This window comes from Kocuria oxytropis (assembly GCF_040981195.1).
In the GTDB taxonomy this organism is placed as follows: domain Bacteria; phylum Actinomycetota; class Actinomycetes; order Actinomycetales; family Micrococcaceae; genus Kocuria; species Kocuria oxytropis.
In genome coordinates this window covers 1-16,316 of record NZ_JAVFXA010000028.1, presented here as the reverse complement: position 1 = coordinate 16,316, position 16,316 = coordinate 1, and the positions used below count along the sequence as shown (strand labels likewise).

Sequence of the window (16,316 nt, the reverse complement as noted above, 5' to 3'; positions counted from 1 at the left end):
ACTACTGGTACAACTGGGCGATCACCGTGGCCGCCGAGCTCGTGGCCGCCGCCCTGATCATGCGCTACTGGTTCCCGGACGTGCCCTCGTGGATCTGGTCCGGGTCCTTCCTGGCGATCCTGTTCGCGCTCAACGCGCTGAGCGCCCGGGCCTACGGCGAGAGCGAGTTCTGGTTCTCCCTGGTGAAGGTCGTCACGGTGGTGCTCTTCCTGGGGCTCGGCATCCTGATGATCGTGGGCATCCTGGGCGGGGAGTCGCCCGGCTTCAGCAACTGGACCACCGGCGAGGCGCCCTTCGTGGGCGGCGGCCTCGGCATCCTGGCGATCTTCATGGTGGCCGGGTTCTCCTTCCAGGGCACCGAGCTGGTCGGCGTCGCCGCCGGCGAGGCCGAGGACCCCGAGAAGAACGTGCCCCGGGCCATCCGGACCGTGTTCGTGCGCATCCTGCTCTTCTACGTGGGCGCCATCACCGTGATCGGCTTCCTCATCCCCTACACCAGCCCCAACCTGCTCACGAGCGGGGTCGAGGACATCTCCATCTCCCCCTTCACGCTGGTCTTCCAGAACGCGGGCGTCCTGGCGGCTGCCTCGGTGATGAACGCGGTGATCCTCACCGCCATCCTCTCCGCCGGCAACTCCGGGCTCTACGCCTCCACCCGCATGCTCTGGGCGCTGGCCGAGGGCGGCAAGGCCCCGAAGTTCCTGGGGAAGGTCAACCGCCGCGGGGTGCCCATGAACGCCCTGATCGCCACCACCCTGGTGGGTGGGGCGTCCTTCCTCACCACCTTCATCGGGGACGGGGACGCCTACGTGTGGCTGGTCAGCGCCTCGGGGCTGGCCGGGTTCATCGTGTGGATGGGCATCGCCTGGAGCCACTACCGGTTCCGCAAGGCCTACACCGCCCAGGGCCACGACCTCGCCGACCTCCCCTACCGGGCGCGGTTCTTCCCGCTCGGCCCGGTGGTGGCGCTCGTGCTGTGCGCCGTGGTGATCCTCGGGCAGAACTACCAGGCGTTCATCGGCGACATGGACCTGATGGCCGCGCTGACCGCCTACATCGGCCTGCCGCTGTTCCTGGCCCTGTGGCTGGGCCACCGCCTGGTGACGGGCTCGAGGATGGTCCGCTACGAGGACGCCGACCTCACCCGCGTCCGCGACTGACCAGCACTCCCCGCGCCGAGCCCCCACGCTCCGAGCCAGCACTCCCGCCGAGCCCCCAGAGACCGGGCGGCTTTTCCGCCGAGTCCCCAGTCCTGTCGCGTATCCCCAGGTTTAACCGTGGAGATACGCGACAGGACTGGGGACTCGCCGCACCGGGTGAGTGACGCGCGGGCGGGGAGATCAGGCCACCGAGCGGTAGCGGGAGACCACCACGTCCACGAGCTCGGGCGGGACCTCGCCCTCGGGCACGGCCAGCGGCTCGGTGTCCACGTCCGCGCCGGCCTTCCGGGAGAGGTCCAGGAAGTAGCCGGGGGCCAGCAGGTAGTTGGCGACGACGACGCGGCCCTCCGCCGCCAGGCCGGCCCGGGCGTCGGCCACCGCCTCGGCCACGCGGGGGCGCGCGGCGGCCAGGTAGGACACGGTCACGGGATGCCCCAGCTCCTCGGCCAGCTGCTCTGCCACCGTGGCGCAGTCGGCCACCGCGCGGCGGTCCGAGGACCCGGCGGTGGCCAGCACCACGGCGTCGTGCTCCCCCAGCGGCGCCCCGGCGGCCGTGCACGCCTCGTGCACCCGCCGGGCGAGCAGCCGGGCCAGCGCCCGGTCCGGGCCCAGGGCGGCCGAGACCCGGTGGAGGTCGTCGGCGGCGACCGCCTCGGCCACGTCCACGTAGACGTGGTAGCCGGCGGAGAGCAGCAGCGGGACCACCACCGCGGGGCGCCCGGCGTACTGCTCGGTGCGCTCGGCCAGGTCGGGGGTCTGCACGTCCACCCAGGTGGGCACCACCTCGACGTCCGGCAGCTCGACGGCGACGGCGTCCACGAGGCGCTGCACGGCGGTGCGCCCGGCCGGGGAGCGGGTGCCGTGGGCGCAGGCGAGCAGGACCGGGGCGTCAGCAGTCGTCATGGATCCCAGCCTACGAAAGACCGCCCGCAGCGGCCGCCGGCGTCACGCGACGTCACGGGGGCAACCGTGCTGTAACACGCGTGCCGCATCCTGGTAGTGGCGGCCGGCCCGCCACGACCCCCGCTCTCCCCCTGGAGGACCGCATGCTGTTGACCGCCGACCTCACCGGAGTCCCGGTGCTCGTCCTCGGCGCCCCGGACGACACCCGCCGCGCCCGGCGCCGCTACGAGGCGGCCGGTGCCGCCGTCCGCTCCGTGGCCGAGCCCGCGCTGCTCGGCCCGGCGGACCTCGCGGGCGTCGCGCTCGCCGTGGTCGTGGGCCCGGCGGCGCAGCGCTGGCGCGAGGCCCTGGACGCGGCCGGCGCCCGCGTGCCCGTGGTGCAGGAGCCCGCGGCCCGCACCGGCGGCCGGGTGACCCTGGTCGGCGGCGGCCCCGGCGCGGACGACCTGCTCACCGTGCGCGCCGTGGCGGCCCTGCAGGACGCCGACGTGGTGTTCGTCGACCGGCTCGCCCCCTCGGGCGCGGTGACCGCCGCGGCCCCCGGCGCCGAGATCGTCCCGGTCGGCAAGACCCCCGGCCACCACCCGGTCCCGCAGTCCCAGATCCAGGACCTCATGGTGGAGCACGCCCTGGCGGGCCGCTCGGTGGTGCGGCTCAAGGGCGGGGACCCCTACGTCTTCGGCCGCGGCGCCGAGGAGCTCGCCGCGTGCGCCGCCCACGGCATCCCCGTGGACGTGGTCCCGGGCATCACCAGCGCGGTCTCGGTGCCGGGCGCGGCCGGGATCCCCGTGACCTTCCGCGAGGTCTCCCGGATGTTCACGGTCGCCTCCGGGCACGTGCCGTTCTCCGAGGCGGAGCTCGCCCACTTCGCCGGCCTCGGCGCCGGCGGGGGCACCCTCGTGGTGCTCATGGGCGTGGCCACCCTCCCCCACCTCGTGGCCGGCCTCGTCCGGAACGGCGCCGATCCGAGGACCCCGCTGGCGGTGGTGGAGCGTGGCTTCACCGACCGGCAGCGCTCCACGATCAGCACGCTCGCCACCGCGGTCGCCGACACGGCGGCGGCGGGCTGCGGCTCGCCCGCCGTCGTCGTCGTCGGTCCCGTGGTCCGCCTGGCGACCGCCGAGCGGGACGCGTTCCTCGCGGAGGTCACCGCCCATGGCTGCTGAGGACCTGCCGCTGGCCGGCCGAGTGGTGGGCGTGACCGCACACCGCCGCTCCGAGGACCAGATCGCCGCCCTCGAGCGCCGCGGCGCCCGCGTGCTGCACGCCCCCGCCCTGCGCGTGGAGCCGGTCGGCGAGGACGCCGGGCTCGCGGCCGCCTCCCGGGCGATGTTCGAGGCCCGCCCGGACCTCGTGCTGCTGACCACCGGCTACGGCCTGCGCCGCTGGCACGACGCCGCCGTGGCCCAGGGCTTCGACGCGGACCTGCTGCTGTGCCTGCGCGAGGCCGCCGTCTACGTGCGCGGGCCCAAGGGCCGGGGTGCGGTGCGCGGCCTGGGCCTGGAGGACGCCGGGATGTCCGCGGACGAGACCACCGCCGGGCTCGTGGACCTCGTCCTGGCCGAGCACGGCGGGGACCTCACCGGGCGCACGATCGGCCTGCAGCTGCACGGGATCGCCGACGTGGTCCAGCGCCGCCGGCTCACCGATGCCGGGGCCCGCGTGCTCACCGTGACCCCCTACCGGTGGGCCTCCGCCGACGACGCCGGGCAGGTGTCCGTGCTCGTGCGCGAGGCCGCGGCCGGGCGGGTGGACGCCGTGACTTTCACCGCCGCCCCGGCCGTGGACGCGCTGTTCAGCACGGCCGAGGAGCTGGGGCTGCACGAGGAGCTGCTGGCGGCGTTCCGCGGCGGGATGCTCGCCGCGACCGTGGGGCCCGTGACGGCCGCGCCGCTGCTGGAGCTCGGGATCGAGCCGCTCGTGCCGGAGCGGTTCCGGATGGGCGCGATGCTCAAGCAGCTCACGGATGCCCTGTCCGGCGCGCAGCCCGACGACGACGGGCGGTAGCCGCTCCGACCGCGGGCGCACCCGGCGCCTGGGCGAGCGCGGGACGGTTGCGGGGGCGCGCCAGGACGGGGGTCAGGGAAACCGGGGGTATCCCGACGCACCCCTGCGACCGCTCGGCAACCGCCAAGGCCGCAGGTCAGGCGGACATTTTGTTCGCCGTGCACCGAATGTAGCAGATCACGCCTGATTAGCGAACACTTTCCTGATGTAATTGTGTCGGAATGGTCACGGCCCCCGGTCCGACGGTGCCGCCGCCTCTCCGCAGGGTCTTCCGCCGGGCCGTGAGCCGGGTCCGCCGAGGGGGCATCATCGGGGTCTCCCGGCGGCGGCCGGTAGGCTGGGCGCGACCCGCCCGTCCTGTCGAAAGGCCGCCCGTGACCACCCCTCAGCTCGCCTCCTACGTCGACCACACGCTGCTCAAGCCGGAGGCGTCCCGCGAGCAGATCGCCACCCTGTGCGCGGAGGCCAGGCAGTACGGCTTCGCCTCGGTGTGCACCAACCCGCTGTGGACGCCGTTCGTGCGGAAGCAGCTCGCGGGCAGCGACGTGCTGACCTGTGCCGTGGTCGGCTTCCCGCTGGGCGCGTCCGCCACGGAGGTCAAGGCGTTCGAAACCGCCACGGCCGTGGCCGCCGGGGCCGACGAGATCGACATGGTCATCGACATCGCCGCCGCCCGCGCCGGCGAGCGCGAGCGGGTCGAGGCCGATGTGCGCGCCGTGGCCGAGGCCGCCCACCGGGGCGGGGCCCGGCTCAAGGTGATCATCGAGACGTGCCTGCTGACCGACGAGCAGAAGGTCCTGGCCTGCGAGGCCGCCGTGGCCGCCGGCGCGGACTACGTGAAGACCTCCACGGGCTTCTCGACCGCCGGGGCCACCGTGGCGGACGTCCGGCTGATGCGCGCCACCGTGGGCCCGGACATCGGCGTCAAGGCCTCCGGCGGGATCCGCACCCGCGAGGACGCCCTGGCGATGATCGAGGCCGGCGCCTCCCGGATCGGCGCCAGCAGCGGTCCCGCCCTCCTCGGCTGAGTCCGACGCGCCCGCCGGGCGGCCGCGCATCGGGTCCAGCCCCGCGGAGCGCTCCGGGCCCGCCCGGCCGGCCGCAGCGACCGGGCTTCACCGCGCCCTCATCGGGGCCCGCCGCGCCCTCCGCCGGGCACCGCCGCGGGCCGCGCCCGAGCGACTAGACTGGCCCCGAACGCCCCGCGGCCGCCGTGGCCGGCCGCTCCCATAGTCAGAAGGATTGGATCCATGGCCAACCGAGCCCAGTCGTCCACCAGCACCGCGGCGGACGCGACGCCCAGCGGTCGCAGCGGCGGCGCCACCGTCCGCTCCCACTCGGGCCAGGGACGCACGGTCAACAACTTCGTGTTCCTCGTCCTGTGCATGGCGATCATGATCGGCAGCTTCATCGCCTTCGCCAGCTACCCCAACAGCCCGCTGATCTGGTTCGTCGGCCTGGGCCTCTACGCCCTGGCACTGCTGATCCCCGTGAGCCTTCTGCAGAACAGCACCGCGAAGAAGGCCGAGGGCGGGCGCACCATCCTCATGCACGTCCCGCCGAGCACGGAGGTCGCCGGCGAGCCGACCACCGCGGCGGCCTTCCCGGACCCGCCCCGCAACATCGGCACCCGGGACGCCGAGGTCCGCGCCGAGCACAAAGACGACACCCTGGGCAAGGCGACCCAGTAGCCCGTCCCGCACAACGACCGACGGCCCCCTCCCGCATCCGCGGCAGGGGGCCGTCGTCGTTCCGGAGGGGGCGGTCGCGAGGAGCATCCGGGCGTCGGTCGGTGCGACTAGACTGGCCGGGAATGCTTCGCGGCCGCCCGTGACCGGCCGCCTCCCACCGCCAGAAGGGTTAGATCCATGGCCAACAGAGCCCAGTCCTCCACCAGCGCCTCGGCGGACGCGTCGACCGGCCGCAGCGGCGGCGCCACCGTGCGCTCGCACTCCGGTCAGGGACGCACGGTCAACAACTTCGTGTTCCTCGCGCTGTGCATGGCCATCATGATCGGCAGCTTCATCGCCTTCGCCAGCTACCCGAACAGCCCGCTGATCTGGATCCTCGGCCTGGGCCTCTACGCTCTGGCACTGCTCATCCCGGTGGGCATCCTGCAGAACAGCACCGCCAAGAAGGCCTTCGGCGGGCGCACGGTCCTCATGGACGTCCCGTCGACCACCGAGGTCCCCGAGATGGGCCGCGGCCGCACCGCCGCCGCGTTCGACGACGGCCCCCGCGACGCCCGCGAGCGCGACGCCAAGACCGCGGCCGTCCACCACGGCGACAAGTACGGCAAGAACGTCGAGTAGGGCCGCGCCGGGTCCGACGACGACGACCCGACGACCGCTCGCACCTCAAAGGTCCCCTCCCACCGCGGGAGGGGACCTTTTCCGTGCCCGGTGGACCGGACTGCGGAGGCTGGGCTGACGGATCAGGCCGTGGCCGGCTCCTTCGCGAAGACGGCCTCGACCACGCCGCGGGCCCAGGCGAGCACGGCGCCGTCCACGAGGTCCTTGCCGCCGATCCGCTCGGTCTTGGGCTTGGGGATCAGCACCTGAGTGGTCTCGGTGCCGGGCACCGTCTTGATCTGCGCGCCCGGGTAGAGGCGGGTCAGGCGCATCTGCCGGGACTCGGGCAGGTCGGCCGGGGCGAAGCGGACCATGTTGCCCTGCGCCGCCACGTCGGTGAGGCCGGCGGCGCGGGCGGCCACGCGGAAGCGGGCGACCTCGAGCAGGTTCTGCACGGGCTCGGGCACCTCGCCGTAGCGGTCCACGAGCTCGTCGGCGACCTCCTGGATCGCCTCCTCCGTGGCCGCGTTGGCGAGGTTGCGGTAGGCCTCCAGGCGCAGCCGCTCCCCCGGGACGTAGTCGTGCGGCAGATAGGCGTTGACCGGCAGCTCGATCTTCATCTCGGTGGGCCGCTCGTCCTCCTCGCCGCGGTACTCGGCGACGGCCTCGCCCACCAGGCGCAGGTACATGTCGAAGCCCACCCCGGCGATGTGCCCGGACTGCTCCCCGCCCAGCAGGTTGCCGGCGCCGCGGATCTCGAGGTCCTTGACGGCCAGCTGCATGCCGGCGCCGAGCTCGTTGTGGGCGGCGACGGCCTTGAGCCGCTCCAGCGCCGTCTCGGAGAGCGGCTTCTCGGCCTGGTACAGGAAGTAGGCGTAGGCCCGCTCCCGGCCGCGGCCCACGCGCCCGCGCAGCTGGTGGAGCTGCGAGAGGCCGTAGCGGTCCGCGCCGTCGACGATCAGGGTGTTGGCGTTGGCGATGTCCAGGCCGGTCTCCACGATGGTGGTGCACACCAGGACGTCGAACTTCTTCTCCCAGAAGTCCACGATGATCTGCTCGAGCCGGGACTCGGACATCTGCCCGTGCGCCACCGCGATCCGCGCCTCGGGCACGAGCTCGGCGATCTCCTTGGCCTTGCGCTCGATCGAGGACACCCGGTTGTGGATGTAGAACACCTGGCCCTCGCGCATGAGCTCGCGCCGCACCGCGGCGGAGACCTGCTTGTCGGTGTAGGCGCCCACGTAGGTCAGCACGGGGTGGCGCTCCTCCGGCGGGGTGGCCAGGGTGGAGGTCTCGCGGATGCCGGTCAGCGACATCTCGAGGGTGCGCGGGATGGGGGTCGCGGACATCGCCAGGACGTCCACGTTGGTGCGCATCGCCTTGAGCTTCTCCTTGTGCTCCACGCCGAAGCGCTGCTCCTCGTCGATGACCACCAGGCCGAGGTCCTTGAACTGGACCTCCTTGGACAGCAGCCGGTGCGTGCCGATCACCACGTCGATCGTCCCGTCCTTCAGCCCGGCGAGCGTCTCCTTGGTCTCCTTGGCGGTCTGGAACCGGGAGAGCGCGGCCAGGCGCACCGGGAAGCCGGAGAAGCGCTCGGTGAACGTCTCGGCGTGCTGCTGGGCCAGCAGCGTGGTGGGCACGAGCACGGCGACCTGCTTGCCGTCCTGCACGGCCTTGAACGCCGCGCGCACGGCCACCTCGGTCTTGCCGTAGCCCACGTCCCCGGAGATCAGCCGGTCCATGGGGACCTCCCGCTCCATGTCCGCCTTGACCTCGTCGATGGTGGTCAGCTGGTCCGGCGTCTCGATGTAGGGGAACGCCTCCTCGAGCTCGCGCTGCCACGGGGTGTCCCCCGCGAAGGCGTGGCCGCGGGAGGCCATCCGCGCCGAGTACAGCCGGATCAGCTCGTTGGCGATGTCCCGGACGGCCTTCTTGGCGGCGCGCTTGGTCTTGGTCCAGTCCGTCCCGCCCATCTTGGACAGGGTCGGGGTCTCCCCGCCCACGTAGTTGGTGACCTGGTCCAACTGGTCGGTGGGCACGAACAGCCGGTCCCGCGGGCCGTTGCGCTTGGAGGGGGCGTACTCGAGCACCAGGTACTCGCGCACGGGCTTGGGCTGGCCGGGCTTGATCATCGCCCCGGCGATCGGCCGCTGGATGAGCTCCACGAACTGGCCGATGCCGTGCTGCTCGTGCACCACGAAGTCGCCCTGGCTCAGCGCCAGGGGGTCCACGGCGTTGCGCTTGCGCCGCACCGGGAGCTTGCGCATGTCCTTGGTGGTGTAGGGGCTGGCCTTGCCGAGCAGGTCCGCCTCGGTGAGCAGCACGATCCGCGGGCCGTCCAGGGCGAAGCCCTTGCCGGCCACCGCGGTGGTCAGCTCCACGATCCCGGGCTGGGGCTCCTCGGTCAACGTCTCCCGGCGGGCGGCGGGGATGCCCGCCTCGTGCAGCAGCTCCGCGATCCGGGACAGCGGGCCGGGGCCCTCCGTGACGGCGACGACGCGCCAGCCGTCGGACACCCGCCCCTGCAGGAACTCGAGCATCGCCTCGACGTCGCCGTGGAAGCCCAGCGGGTCCCGGGCGGCCACGGTGAGGGTGTCCGCGTCCGAGTCGATGAGCGCGATGTCCTCCGCGGCGGTGTCCGCGTCCACGTCCTGGCCGGCCACCGCGTTGACGTTCAGCGCGGTCACGGCCCACCAGCCGAGGCCGGTCCCCAGCGCGGTGGCCCGGGCCTCGGCGAGGGTCTGGAAGGACCCGGAGGCCAGGGTGCGCCCTTCGCCGTCGTCGGCCCGGGCAACGTGCTCGGCGGAGCCGAGGTCGATGGGTGCGGACTGCCCGTCCGAGGCGGAGTCCCAGGCGGCGAGCAGGAACTCCTCGTTGGTGGCCACGAGGTCGTGGGCGCGGGTGCGGACCTTCTCGGGCTCCATGACCACCACGAGCGAGCCGGGCGGGAGCAGGGAGAGCACGGGCACCAGGCCGTCCACCAGCAGCGGCGCCAGGGACTCCATGCCCTCCACGTAGATGCCGCCGGCGATCCGCTCGAGCATCGACTCCGCGCCGGGCAGGGAGTCCTTCAGCTTCGCGGCCCGGGACATCACGGACGGGGTGATGAGCACCTCGCGGCACGGCGGGGCCACGAGCCGGTCCGGGTGGTCGCCGGTGCTCAGGGTGCGCTGGTCCGCCACGGCGAACCAGCGCAGCTCGTCGACCTCGTCCCCGAAGAACTCGATCCGCACCGGGTGGTCCTCCACCGGGGAGAAGACGTCGATGATCCCGCCGCGCACGGCGAACTCCCCGCGCCGGGTGACCATGTCCACCCGGGCGTAGGCGGCCTGGGCGAGGGCGGTGACCGCGGCGTCGAAGTCGAGCTCCTCCCCGCGCACGAACCGCACCGGGTCCATGTCCCCCAGACCCTCGACGACGGGCTGGAGCACGGAGCGCACCGGGGCCGTGAGCACCCGCAGCGGGCGCTCGGCGTCGCGCCCGGCCAGCCGGCGCAGCACGTCCAGACGGCGGCCCACGGTGTCCGAGCGCGGCGAGAGCCGCTCGTGCGGCAGGGTCTCCCACGCCGGGAACTCCGCGACCTCCCCGGCCGGCAGGTACGCACCCAGGGCCGCGGCGAGGTCCTCGGACTCCCGGCCGGTCGCGGTCACGGCCAGCAGCACCGGGGCGCGGCCCTCGGCCGGGGCCGGGGCGTCGTCCAGGGCGGTCCGCAGCTGGGCGGTGAGCACCGCGCGCATCCCGTCCGGGGCGCTGATCACGGTCTCGGCGCTGCGCTCCCCCGGCGGCAGACCGGCCTGGGTGCGGAGATTGGCGAAGGAGCGCTCCGCCCCGAGGGCGGCGAGCAGTCCGGACAAGGTCATGGGTGAGCAGTCTCCTGGGACGCTGAAGGGGTGCTGGTGGAGCACAGGACTGTGGGACACAGAGGCTGTCGGTACCAACGTTCGCGGGACCCAGCTTACTCCCGGGCCCCGACAGGGGTCCGGGCCGCGCTCCTTCGTCCCGGACTCCCGCCACGGGGAGCGCCGGCCCGGTCCCGCCTACCATGGGAGCACGTCCCGGCCGCCGGTTCCCCGCGGCCGCCGAACCGCCGCTACCGAGGAGCCCTCCATGGCCGTCACCGCCTCCGCCACCGTCCCCGCGCCCGTCCAGCAGGTGGTGGTGACCTTCTCCGACGAGGAGTTCATCCGGCACGTGACCCACCGCGCCGGGGCCACCCTGGAGTCGGTGGAGGTCGTCGGGGACGTCGAGGCCCAGTTCGCCGTGACCACCGTGCGGACCATGGCCGCGGACCGGCTGCCCGAGATGGCCCGGAAGTTCGTGGGCTCCTCGGTCCAGCTCACCCAGGTGGACAGCTACGCCACCGCGGACGCGGAGGGCATCCGGGTGGTGCGCACCGAGATCTCCGTGGGTGCCCTGCCGGTCTCCGGCTCCGCCACCCAGACCCTCACCCCGCAGGGCGAGACCACCGACGTGCACGTGCACTGCGTGGTGAAGGCGAACATCCCGTTCGTGGGCAAGATGGTCGCCGAGGCCGCCGAGCCGTTCATCGGCAAGGCCCTGTCCCTGCAGTCCCAGGAGGCCGAGGCCTGGCTCGCCAACCGCTGAGCCCCCGCGGCTTCCGGACGCCGTGTGCCAGACCGCGTCGGCGACGCACTCCCGCCCGGCCGGTAACCCCGCTCACAGCGCGGTCGTAGACTGACCCCTGATCTTCCCCGACGACGAACAGGAGTCCGACCGTGAGCGCAGGCGAGACGGACCAGCACGGGCCCGGTCTGGGCAACTTCCTCCGCAAGGACCTCGTGGGCGGTGTGCTGCTGCTGGTCGCGATGCTCTCGGCGCTCGTGATCGCCAACTCCCCCCTGGCCGAGGGCTACTTCGGCCTGCGGGACACCCACATCGGCATCGACTTCCCCGGCCTGGACCACACCGTGGGCGAGTGGGCCTCCGAGGGCCTGCTGGCCATCTTCTTCTTCCTGGTGGGCCTGGAGCTCAAGACCGAGTTCGTGGACGGCGAGCTGCGCAACATCAAGAAGGCGATCCTGCCCGTGGTCGCGGCCGTGGGCGGGGTGATCGTCCCCGCGCTCATCTACGTGGTGGTCAACATGGTCAACAACGGGGATCCCTCCACCATCGACGGCTGGGCGATCCCCACCGCCACCGACATCGCCTTCGCGGTCTCCGTGCTCGCCGTGGTCGGGGCGTCGCTGCCCGTGGCCATGCGCACCTTCCTGCTGACCCTCGCGGTGGTGGACGACCTCATCGCCATCGTCATCATCGCCTTCGTCTACACCGACGACCTCCGCGCGCTGTACCTGCTGCTGGCGCTCGTCCCGCTGGGGCTCTACACCTTCCTGGCGCAGAAGTTCCCCGACTTCTTCATGCAGCACCACTGGGCGGCTTGGGTCATCCTCCTGCCCATCGGCGTGGTCACCTGGCTCTTCGTCCTGGAGGCCGGCATCCACGCCACCATCGCCGGCGTGCTGCTCGGGTTCGCGGTCCCGGTCAAGAAGGTCGCCCCGCGGGTGATCCGCCAGGAGGAGCCCGAGCTGGGCCTGGCCCCCGCCCTGGAGCACCGCTTCCGGCCGCTGTCCAACGGGCTGGCCATCCCGGTGTTCGCGTTCTTCGCCGCCGGCGTGGCCGTGGGCGGCGTGGACGGTGTGGTGAGCTCCCTGACCGACCCCGTGGCGATCGGCATCGTCCTGGGCCTGGTCCTGGGCAAGCTGATCGGCATCTTCAGCGCGGCCTGGCTCATGGACCGCTTCACCCCCGCCACGAAGGACGACGACTACACCTGGCTGGACCTGGGCGGGTTGGCCATGGTCGCGGGCATCGGCTTCACCGTCTCCCTGCTGGTGGCGGAGCTGAGCTTCGGCGTGGACAGCCCCCACAACGAGCACGCGAAGGTCGGCATCCTCACCGGCTCGGCGATCGCCGCCATCATCGGTGGCTCCCTGCTGGCCGTGCGCAACGCCCACTACAAGAAGCTGCGTCTGCAGGGCGTGGAGGTCGACAAGCTCGACGCCGCATGACCGCACACCCCTGTATTGACAACTATCCATAGGAGCTGATCGGCGGGTGGTTGTGTGCTCATGGTTCATGAGCGCTCTCGAGACGAAGCATCCATGTGCGCCTGGTTGATTGCTCAGCTCAGCTGGCGGACCAGCGCAGCTCGTCGACCTCGTCGCCGAAGAACTCGATCCGCACCGGGTGGTCCTCCACCGGGGAGAAGACGTCGATGATCCCACCGCGCACGGCGAACTCCCCGCGCCGGGTGACCATGTCCACCCGGGCGTAGGCGGCCTCGGCGAGCGCGGTCACGGCGGCGTCGAAGTCGAACTCCTCCCCCGCAGGCGAAGCGCACCGAGGCTATCTCGCCCAGGCCTTCGACGACGGGCTGGAGCACGGAGCGGATCGGGACCGTGACCACCCGCAGCGGGCGTTCGGCGTCCGGGCCGGCCTGCCGTCGCAGCACGTCGAGGGCGCCGCACCGGCAGGTCCCCGGTCCAGGGCTGTCGCAACCGCCTCCGGTCCGGCTCCGCCGCAGGTCCAGACCTTCGTCCATTGACGTCCTCGGCCGGGACGAAGAGACTCGCACCATAGATCTACATCGAAATCGATCTATTGCTCTGCCGGAGCGCCCCCACGCCCAGTCTCCTTTCCGGAGGACCCCCCATGCTCGGACGATCCCCCCACGCCCCGCCGCGCGCGATGGTGGCCATAGTCGCCCTCCTTGCCGGAGCCGGCCTGTTGGGCCTGCCGGCGCAGGCAGGCACCATGGACCTCATGACGCCCCGCGACCAGCAGCCCCACCACGTGCGTGAGTCCTTGCGCCAGGCGGACGAGCTGGAAGCCGCCGGGGACCAGGCCGCGGCGGACGGCCTACGCCGGTTGGCCGCGACCCCGCAGGCTCAGTGGGTGGTCTCGGGCACCCCGCGGGAGGTACGGCAGCAGGTGCGCCGCAGCACGCGGCTCGCGGCGAAGGAGGGACAGGTGCCCGTGCTGGTGGCCTACAACCTGCCCTTCCGCGACTGCTCCCAGTACTCCTCCGGGGGAACGGACGGCGTGACCGAGTACAAGGCCTGGATCGACGCCTTCGCCGCCGGCATCCAGGACCGGGAGGCCGTGGTCGTCCTCGAGCCCGACGCCCTGGGCCTGATCCCGTGGTACACCGGGGCAGACGGGAGCACGGACTCGTGCCGCCCCGAGGGGGCCGACCCCGCCACCGCCGCCGCGGACCGGCTGGAGATGCTCAACCACGCCGTGGACGCCCTCAAGGCCGGGCCTCGCACCCGGGTGTACCTCGACGGCACGCACAGCGGATGGCTCGCCGTGGGCGAGGCCGCGGACCGGCTCGTGCGGGCCGGCGTGCAGCGCGCCGACGGGTTCGCGCTGAACGTCTCCAACTACGAGACCACCGAGCGGCAGCTCAAGTACGGCACCTGGGTCTCGAAGTGCATCCACTACGGCACCGCTCTCGATCCCGGCAACTTCACCGGCTGCGGGAGCCAGTACTACCCGGCAAACCAGGACGACTTCTCGACCTGGGAGCGGACCGACGCCTGGTACGCCGAGCACGTGGACGGTGCTCCCTCAGGCCCCGCCGGGCCCGAGGACCTGGCGCACTTCGTGGTCGACACGAGCCGCAACGGACAGGGCCCCTGGATCCCGGAGGACACCGGCCAGGACCTGCAGCCGTGGTGCAATCCGCCGTCGCGGGGCCTCGGGCGCCTGCCCTCCACGGACACCGGCCACGAGCTCGCCGACGCCTTCTGGTGGATCAAGATCCCCGGCGAGTCCGACGGCGCGTGCCGCAGCCACCTGGGCCCGGACGGCTCCGACCCCGTGTGGGGCGTGGTGCACCCGCCGGCGGGCGCGTGGTTCCCCCAGCAGGCACTGGACCTCATCGAGCACGCGAACCCCGCCTTCCCGGGCTGAGCGCACGCCCGGGTGCGGGTCCCGTCGCGGCCAGGGCCGAGCCGCGCGTGAACCACGGACGCCGGACCCGCTACGGTCGAGGGCATGACGACTCGCCGCGAAGCCCTCAGAGGTACCGGTGGCGTGGGACTCGCAGCCCTGCTGACCGGCTGCGCCCCGCCCGCCGCGAACACCACGGTGGACTTTGCCGCCGCGCACCCCGGGACCGGGCTGAGCGCACTCTCCTTCGGCTCCTGCATCTCCACCTACGCGGGAGACACGCGCACCGTCAACATCGTCAAGGGACCCGCGGCCGAGTCGCGGTCCTGGCGCAGCACGCTGGGCGAGCTGGGACCGCTGGCCTGGCGGATCCCGCTGACCTGGAACGGCGGCCGCCCGGGGTCCTCGGCCCACGGGGCGCGCTCCTCGGGCGACGCCGGGGACTACGTCGCCGCGATCCGGTCCATCGGCGGCACTCCCGTGGTGGTGGTGGGCGGCGCCACCGGGGACAACGACGTCAGGGCCGCCGACGCCGCGGCCCTGGTGCGCCACTTCAACGACGCCGGAGGGCGCCACGGCGGGCCGGTGGAGCACTGGATCATCGGCAACGAGCCGGACAACGGCGGCGACGCGGCGTTCGGCATGGACGCCTACCTCCACGGGGGAAAGGGGGGCTCCGGCTTTCCCGCCGTCGCGGCCGCGATGCGCGCGGCCACGACCCGGCCCCTGAGCATCGCCGGTCCCGCACTGGTCACCTGGGCGGACTACAAGGAGGCGAACTACAGCGCCTTCCTCGACGCCTGCGGGGCCGACGCCGACGTCCTGGACTTCCACATGTACGAGGGCGCGCACCTGTCCCGCTACTCCGCCGCGATGACGTGGCTGCGCGGGGCCGTCGCGTCCCGGCCGAGCACGGCGGGCCGGATGACGGTCCGGCTGGGCGAGTACAACTGGAAGTGGCACTACGAGGAGCCCGAACACGGGGCCCACCAGTTCTCCACGTCGAGGAACACCGTGGCCGCGGCCTGCACCATCGGCCGGATCGTGGAGCAGGGCGGCTGGGCGCACCAGTACGCCGACCACAACGGTCCCCTCGGGCTGATCACCCCGGGCGACGGGGAGCACGGGGCGCCCGCCGGACAGCGCCTGCGAACCCCCTCGTACTTCGGGATCAAGATGTGGACGGGTGGCAACCTGTTCCGCCGGCCCACGGGGTCCATGGCGACATGCACCACCGCGCTGCCCGAGGTGGAGGTTTTCGCCTCCACGGGTGAGAGGAACGTGGTCCTGGCCAACAAGGCGCCGGACTCGGCGCAGGACGTCGAGCTCGCTCTCCGGGGCGCACCCCTCACGGGGACCTACGAGGTGTGGCAGACCGTGCCCGGCATGGACCCCGCTGATGCCGGGGGCGGACAGTGGCAGGACCCGCTCCGGATCCGCTCCGGCACCTACCAGGGCGGGAGGATCCTCTTCCCGGCTCCCGCGATGACGGTCTCCACCGTCCTGCTGGGGACGTGAGCGCTGCCGGCCGCCGGCCCGGTCCGCCCATGTCGCAATGTTTCAGGGCCGTCCCAGCGCAGATGTGGGGACAACGGCACGCTCGGCCTCTCCCCGCTTGTGGAGACAAAACCACCGCGAACCGCGCCCGACAAGTCCCGCCGAGACCTCGGCAAACGCCTGACCAGCGTAAATGCATGCATACCGCCATGATGTGACGTTTGTCTCCGCAATTAGATGACTGGTCATAGGCCAGTGCCACCTGGCATGCTGTACTCGTGTCGGACCGCCCGGGGGAGGCGGACCGCCTCGTCGGCCCACCCACGCGTTCGGGGGAACGCGGAGCCGGCGTGACGGCCTGACGGATTTTTTCCCCCGCATCAGTAACCGGTCTGTCCGACCAACACCTGTTCTGTCGACTTGCAGGTCCTTGGGGGAACTGATGCTCGCTGTAGTGCTGTCCATGATCGTCGTGCTCATCGCTCTGGTGTTGTTCGCGATCGCGACGTCCACGCTGTACCTGAACACCTATGCCTGGTGG

Annotated in this window: 12 protein-coding genes and 1 pseudogene; 10 read left to right on the top strand and 3 right to left on the bottom strand. The window is 72.6% G+C overall.

The annotated features are described in order from the left end of the window. Positions 1–1,160 (top strand): amino acid permease (locus QYM41_RS16955; protein ID WP_368800948.1); only part of this gene is annotated, 1,160 nt, incomplete at its 5' end. Positions 1,161–1,340: 180 nt separating this feature from the next. Here the strand turns inward: QYM41_RS16955 and QYM41_RS16950 are convergent. Further along, positions 1,341–2,063, bottom strand: a complete 723-nt coding sequence (locus QYM41_RS16950; protein WP_368800947.1) for a sirohydrochlorin chelatase — start codon at positions 2,061–2,063, stop codon at positions 1,341–1,343. A gap of 143 nt (positions 2,064–2,206) precedes the next feature. Here QYM41_RS16950 and cobA point away from each other — a divergent pair, with 143 nt between their 5' ends. From cobA to QYM41_RS16925, 5 genes are all read left to right on the top strand, one after another. Continuing rightward, a complete protein-coding gene (gene cobA / locus QYM41_RS16945; protein ID WP_368800946.1) occupies positions 2,207–3,229 on the top strand; it encodes a uroporphyrinogen-III C-methyltransferase in 1,023 nt (340 codons plus the stop codon). Continuing rightward, on the top strand, positions 3,219–4,070 hold the full coding sequence (locus QYM41_RS16940; protein WP_368800944.1) for a uroporphyrinogen-III synthase: 852 nt from the start codon (positions 3,219–3,221) through the stop codon (positions 4,068–4,070). The genes cobA and QYM41_RS16940 overlap by 11 nt, the downstream gene beginning before the upstream one ends. Before the next feature lie 374 nt (positions 4,071–4,444). Then, a complete protein-coding gene (deoC, locus tag QYM41_RS16935) occupies positions 4,445–5,098 on the top strand; it encodes a deoxyribose-phosphate aldolase (protein ID WP_017834204.1) in 654 nt (217 codons plus the stop codon). 222 nt (positions 5,099–5,320) lie between these two features. Then, positions 5,321–5,761 carry a hypothetical protein gene (locus QYM41_RS16930; protein ID WP_017834203.1) on the top strand — a complete coding sequence of 147 codons (441 nt, stop codon included), beginning with the start codon at positions 5,321–5,323 and terminating at the stop codon, positions 5,759–5,761. A gap of 177 nt (positions 5,762–5,938) precedes the next feature. Further along, positions 5,939–6,382, top strand: coding sequence for a hypothetical protein (locus tag QYM41_RS16925; RefSeq protein WP_017834202.1), 444 nt, complete (start codon positions 5,939–5,941; stop codon positions 6,380–6,382). A 122-nt stretch (positions 6,383–6,504) separates the two neighbouring features. Here QYM41_RS16925 and mfd read toward each other — a convergent pair whose 3' ends face one another. Beyond that, positions 6,505–10,224 (bottom strand): transcription-repair coupling factor, encoded by a 3,720-nt coding sequence (gene mfd, locus QYM41_RS16920; protein WP_368800943.1) that lies wholly within the window; start codon positions 10,222–10,224, stop codon positions 6,505–6,507. 247 nt (positions 10,225–10,471) lie between these two features. On the opposite strand from mfd, the gene QYM41_RS16915 reads away from it, so the two are divergent. Beyond that, positions 10,472–10,969 (top strand): DUF2505 domain-containing protein, encoded by a 498-nt coding sequence (locus QYM41_RS16915; RefSeq protein ID WP_368800942.1) that lies wholly within the window; start codon positions 10,472–10,474, stop codon positions 10,967–10,969. 131 nt (positions 10,970–11,100) lie between these two features. Then, on the top strand, positions 11,101–12,393 hold the full coding sequence (gene nhaA, locus QYM41_RS16910) for a Na+/H+ antiporter NhaA (protein WP_368800941.1): 1,293 nt from the start codon (positions 11,101–11,103) through the stop codon (positions 12,391–12,393). 124 nt (positions 12,394–12,517) lie between these two features. On the opposite strand, the pseudogene QYM41_RS17955 reads toward nhaA, so the two are convergent. Next, a pseudogene (locus QYM41_RS17955) lies at positions 12,518–12,842 on the bottom strand (hypothetical protein); the annotation flags it as partial. Positions 12,843–13,036: 194 nt separating this feature from the next. Here QYM41_RS17955 and QYM41_RS16900 point away from each other — a divergent pair. Continuing rightward, on the top strand, positions 13,037–14,299 hold the full coding sequence (locus tag QYM41_RS16900) for a glycoside hydrolase family 6 protein (RefSeq protein ID WP_368800938.1): 1,263 nt from the start codon (positions 13,037–13,039) through the stop codon (positions 14,297–14,299). Between the two features lie 123 nt (positions 14,300–14,422). Beyond that, positions 14,423–15,796: a hypothetical protein gene (locus QYM41_RS16895; RefSeq protein ID WP_368800937.1), complete on the top strand. Its 1,374-nt coding sequence runs from the start codon at positions 14,423–14,425 to the stop codon at positions 15,794–15,796. Positions 15,797–16,316 lie beyond the last annotated feature (520 nt).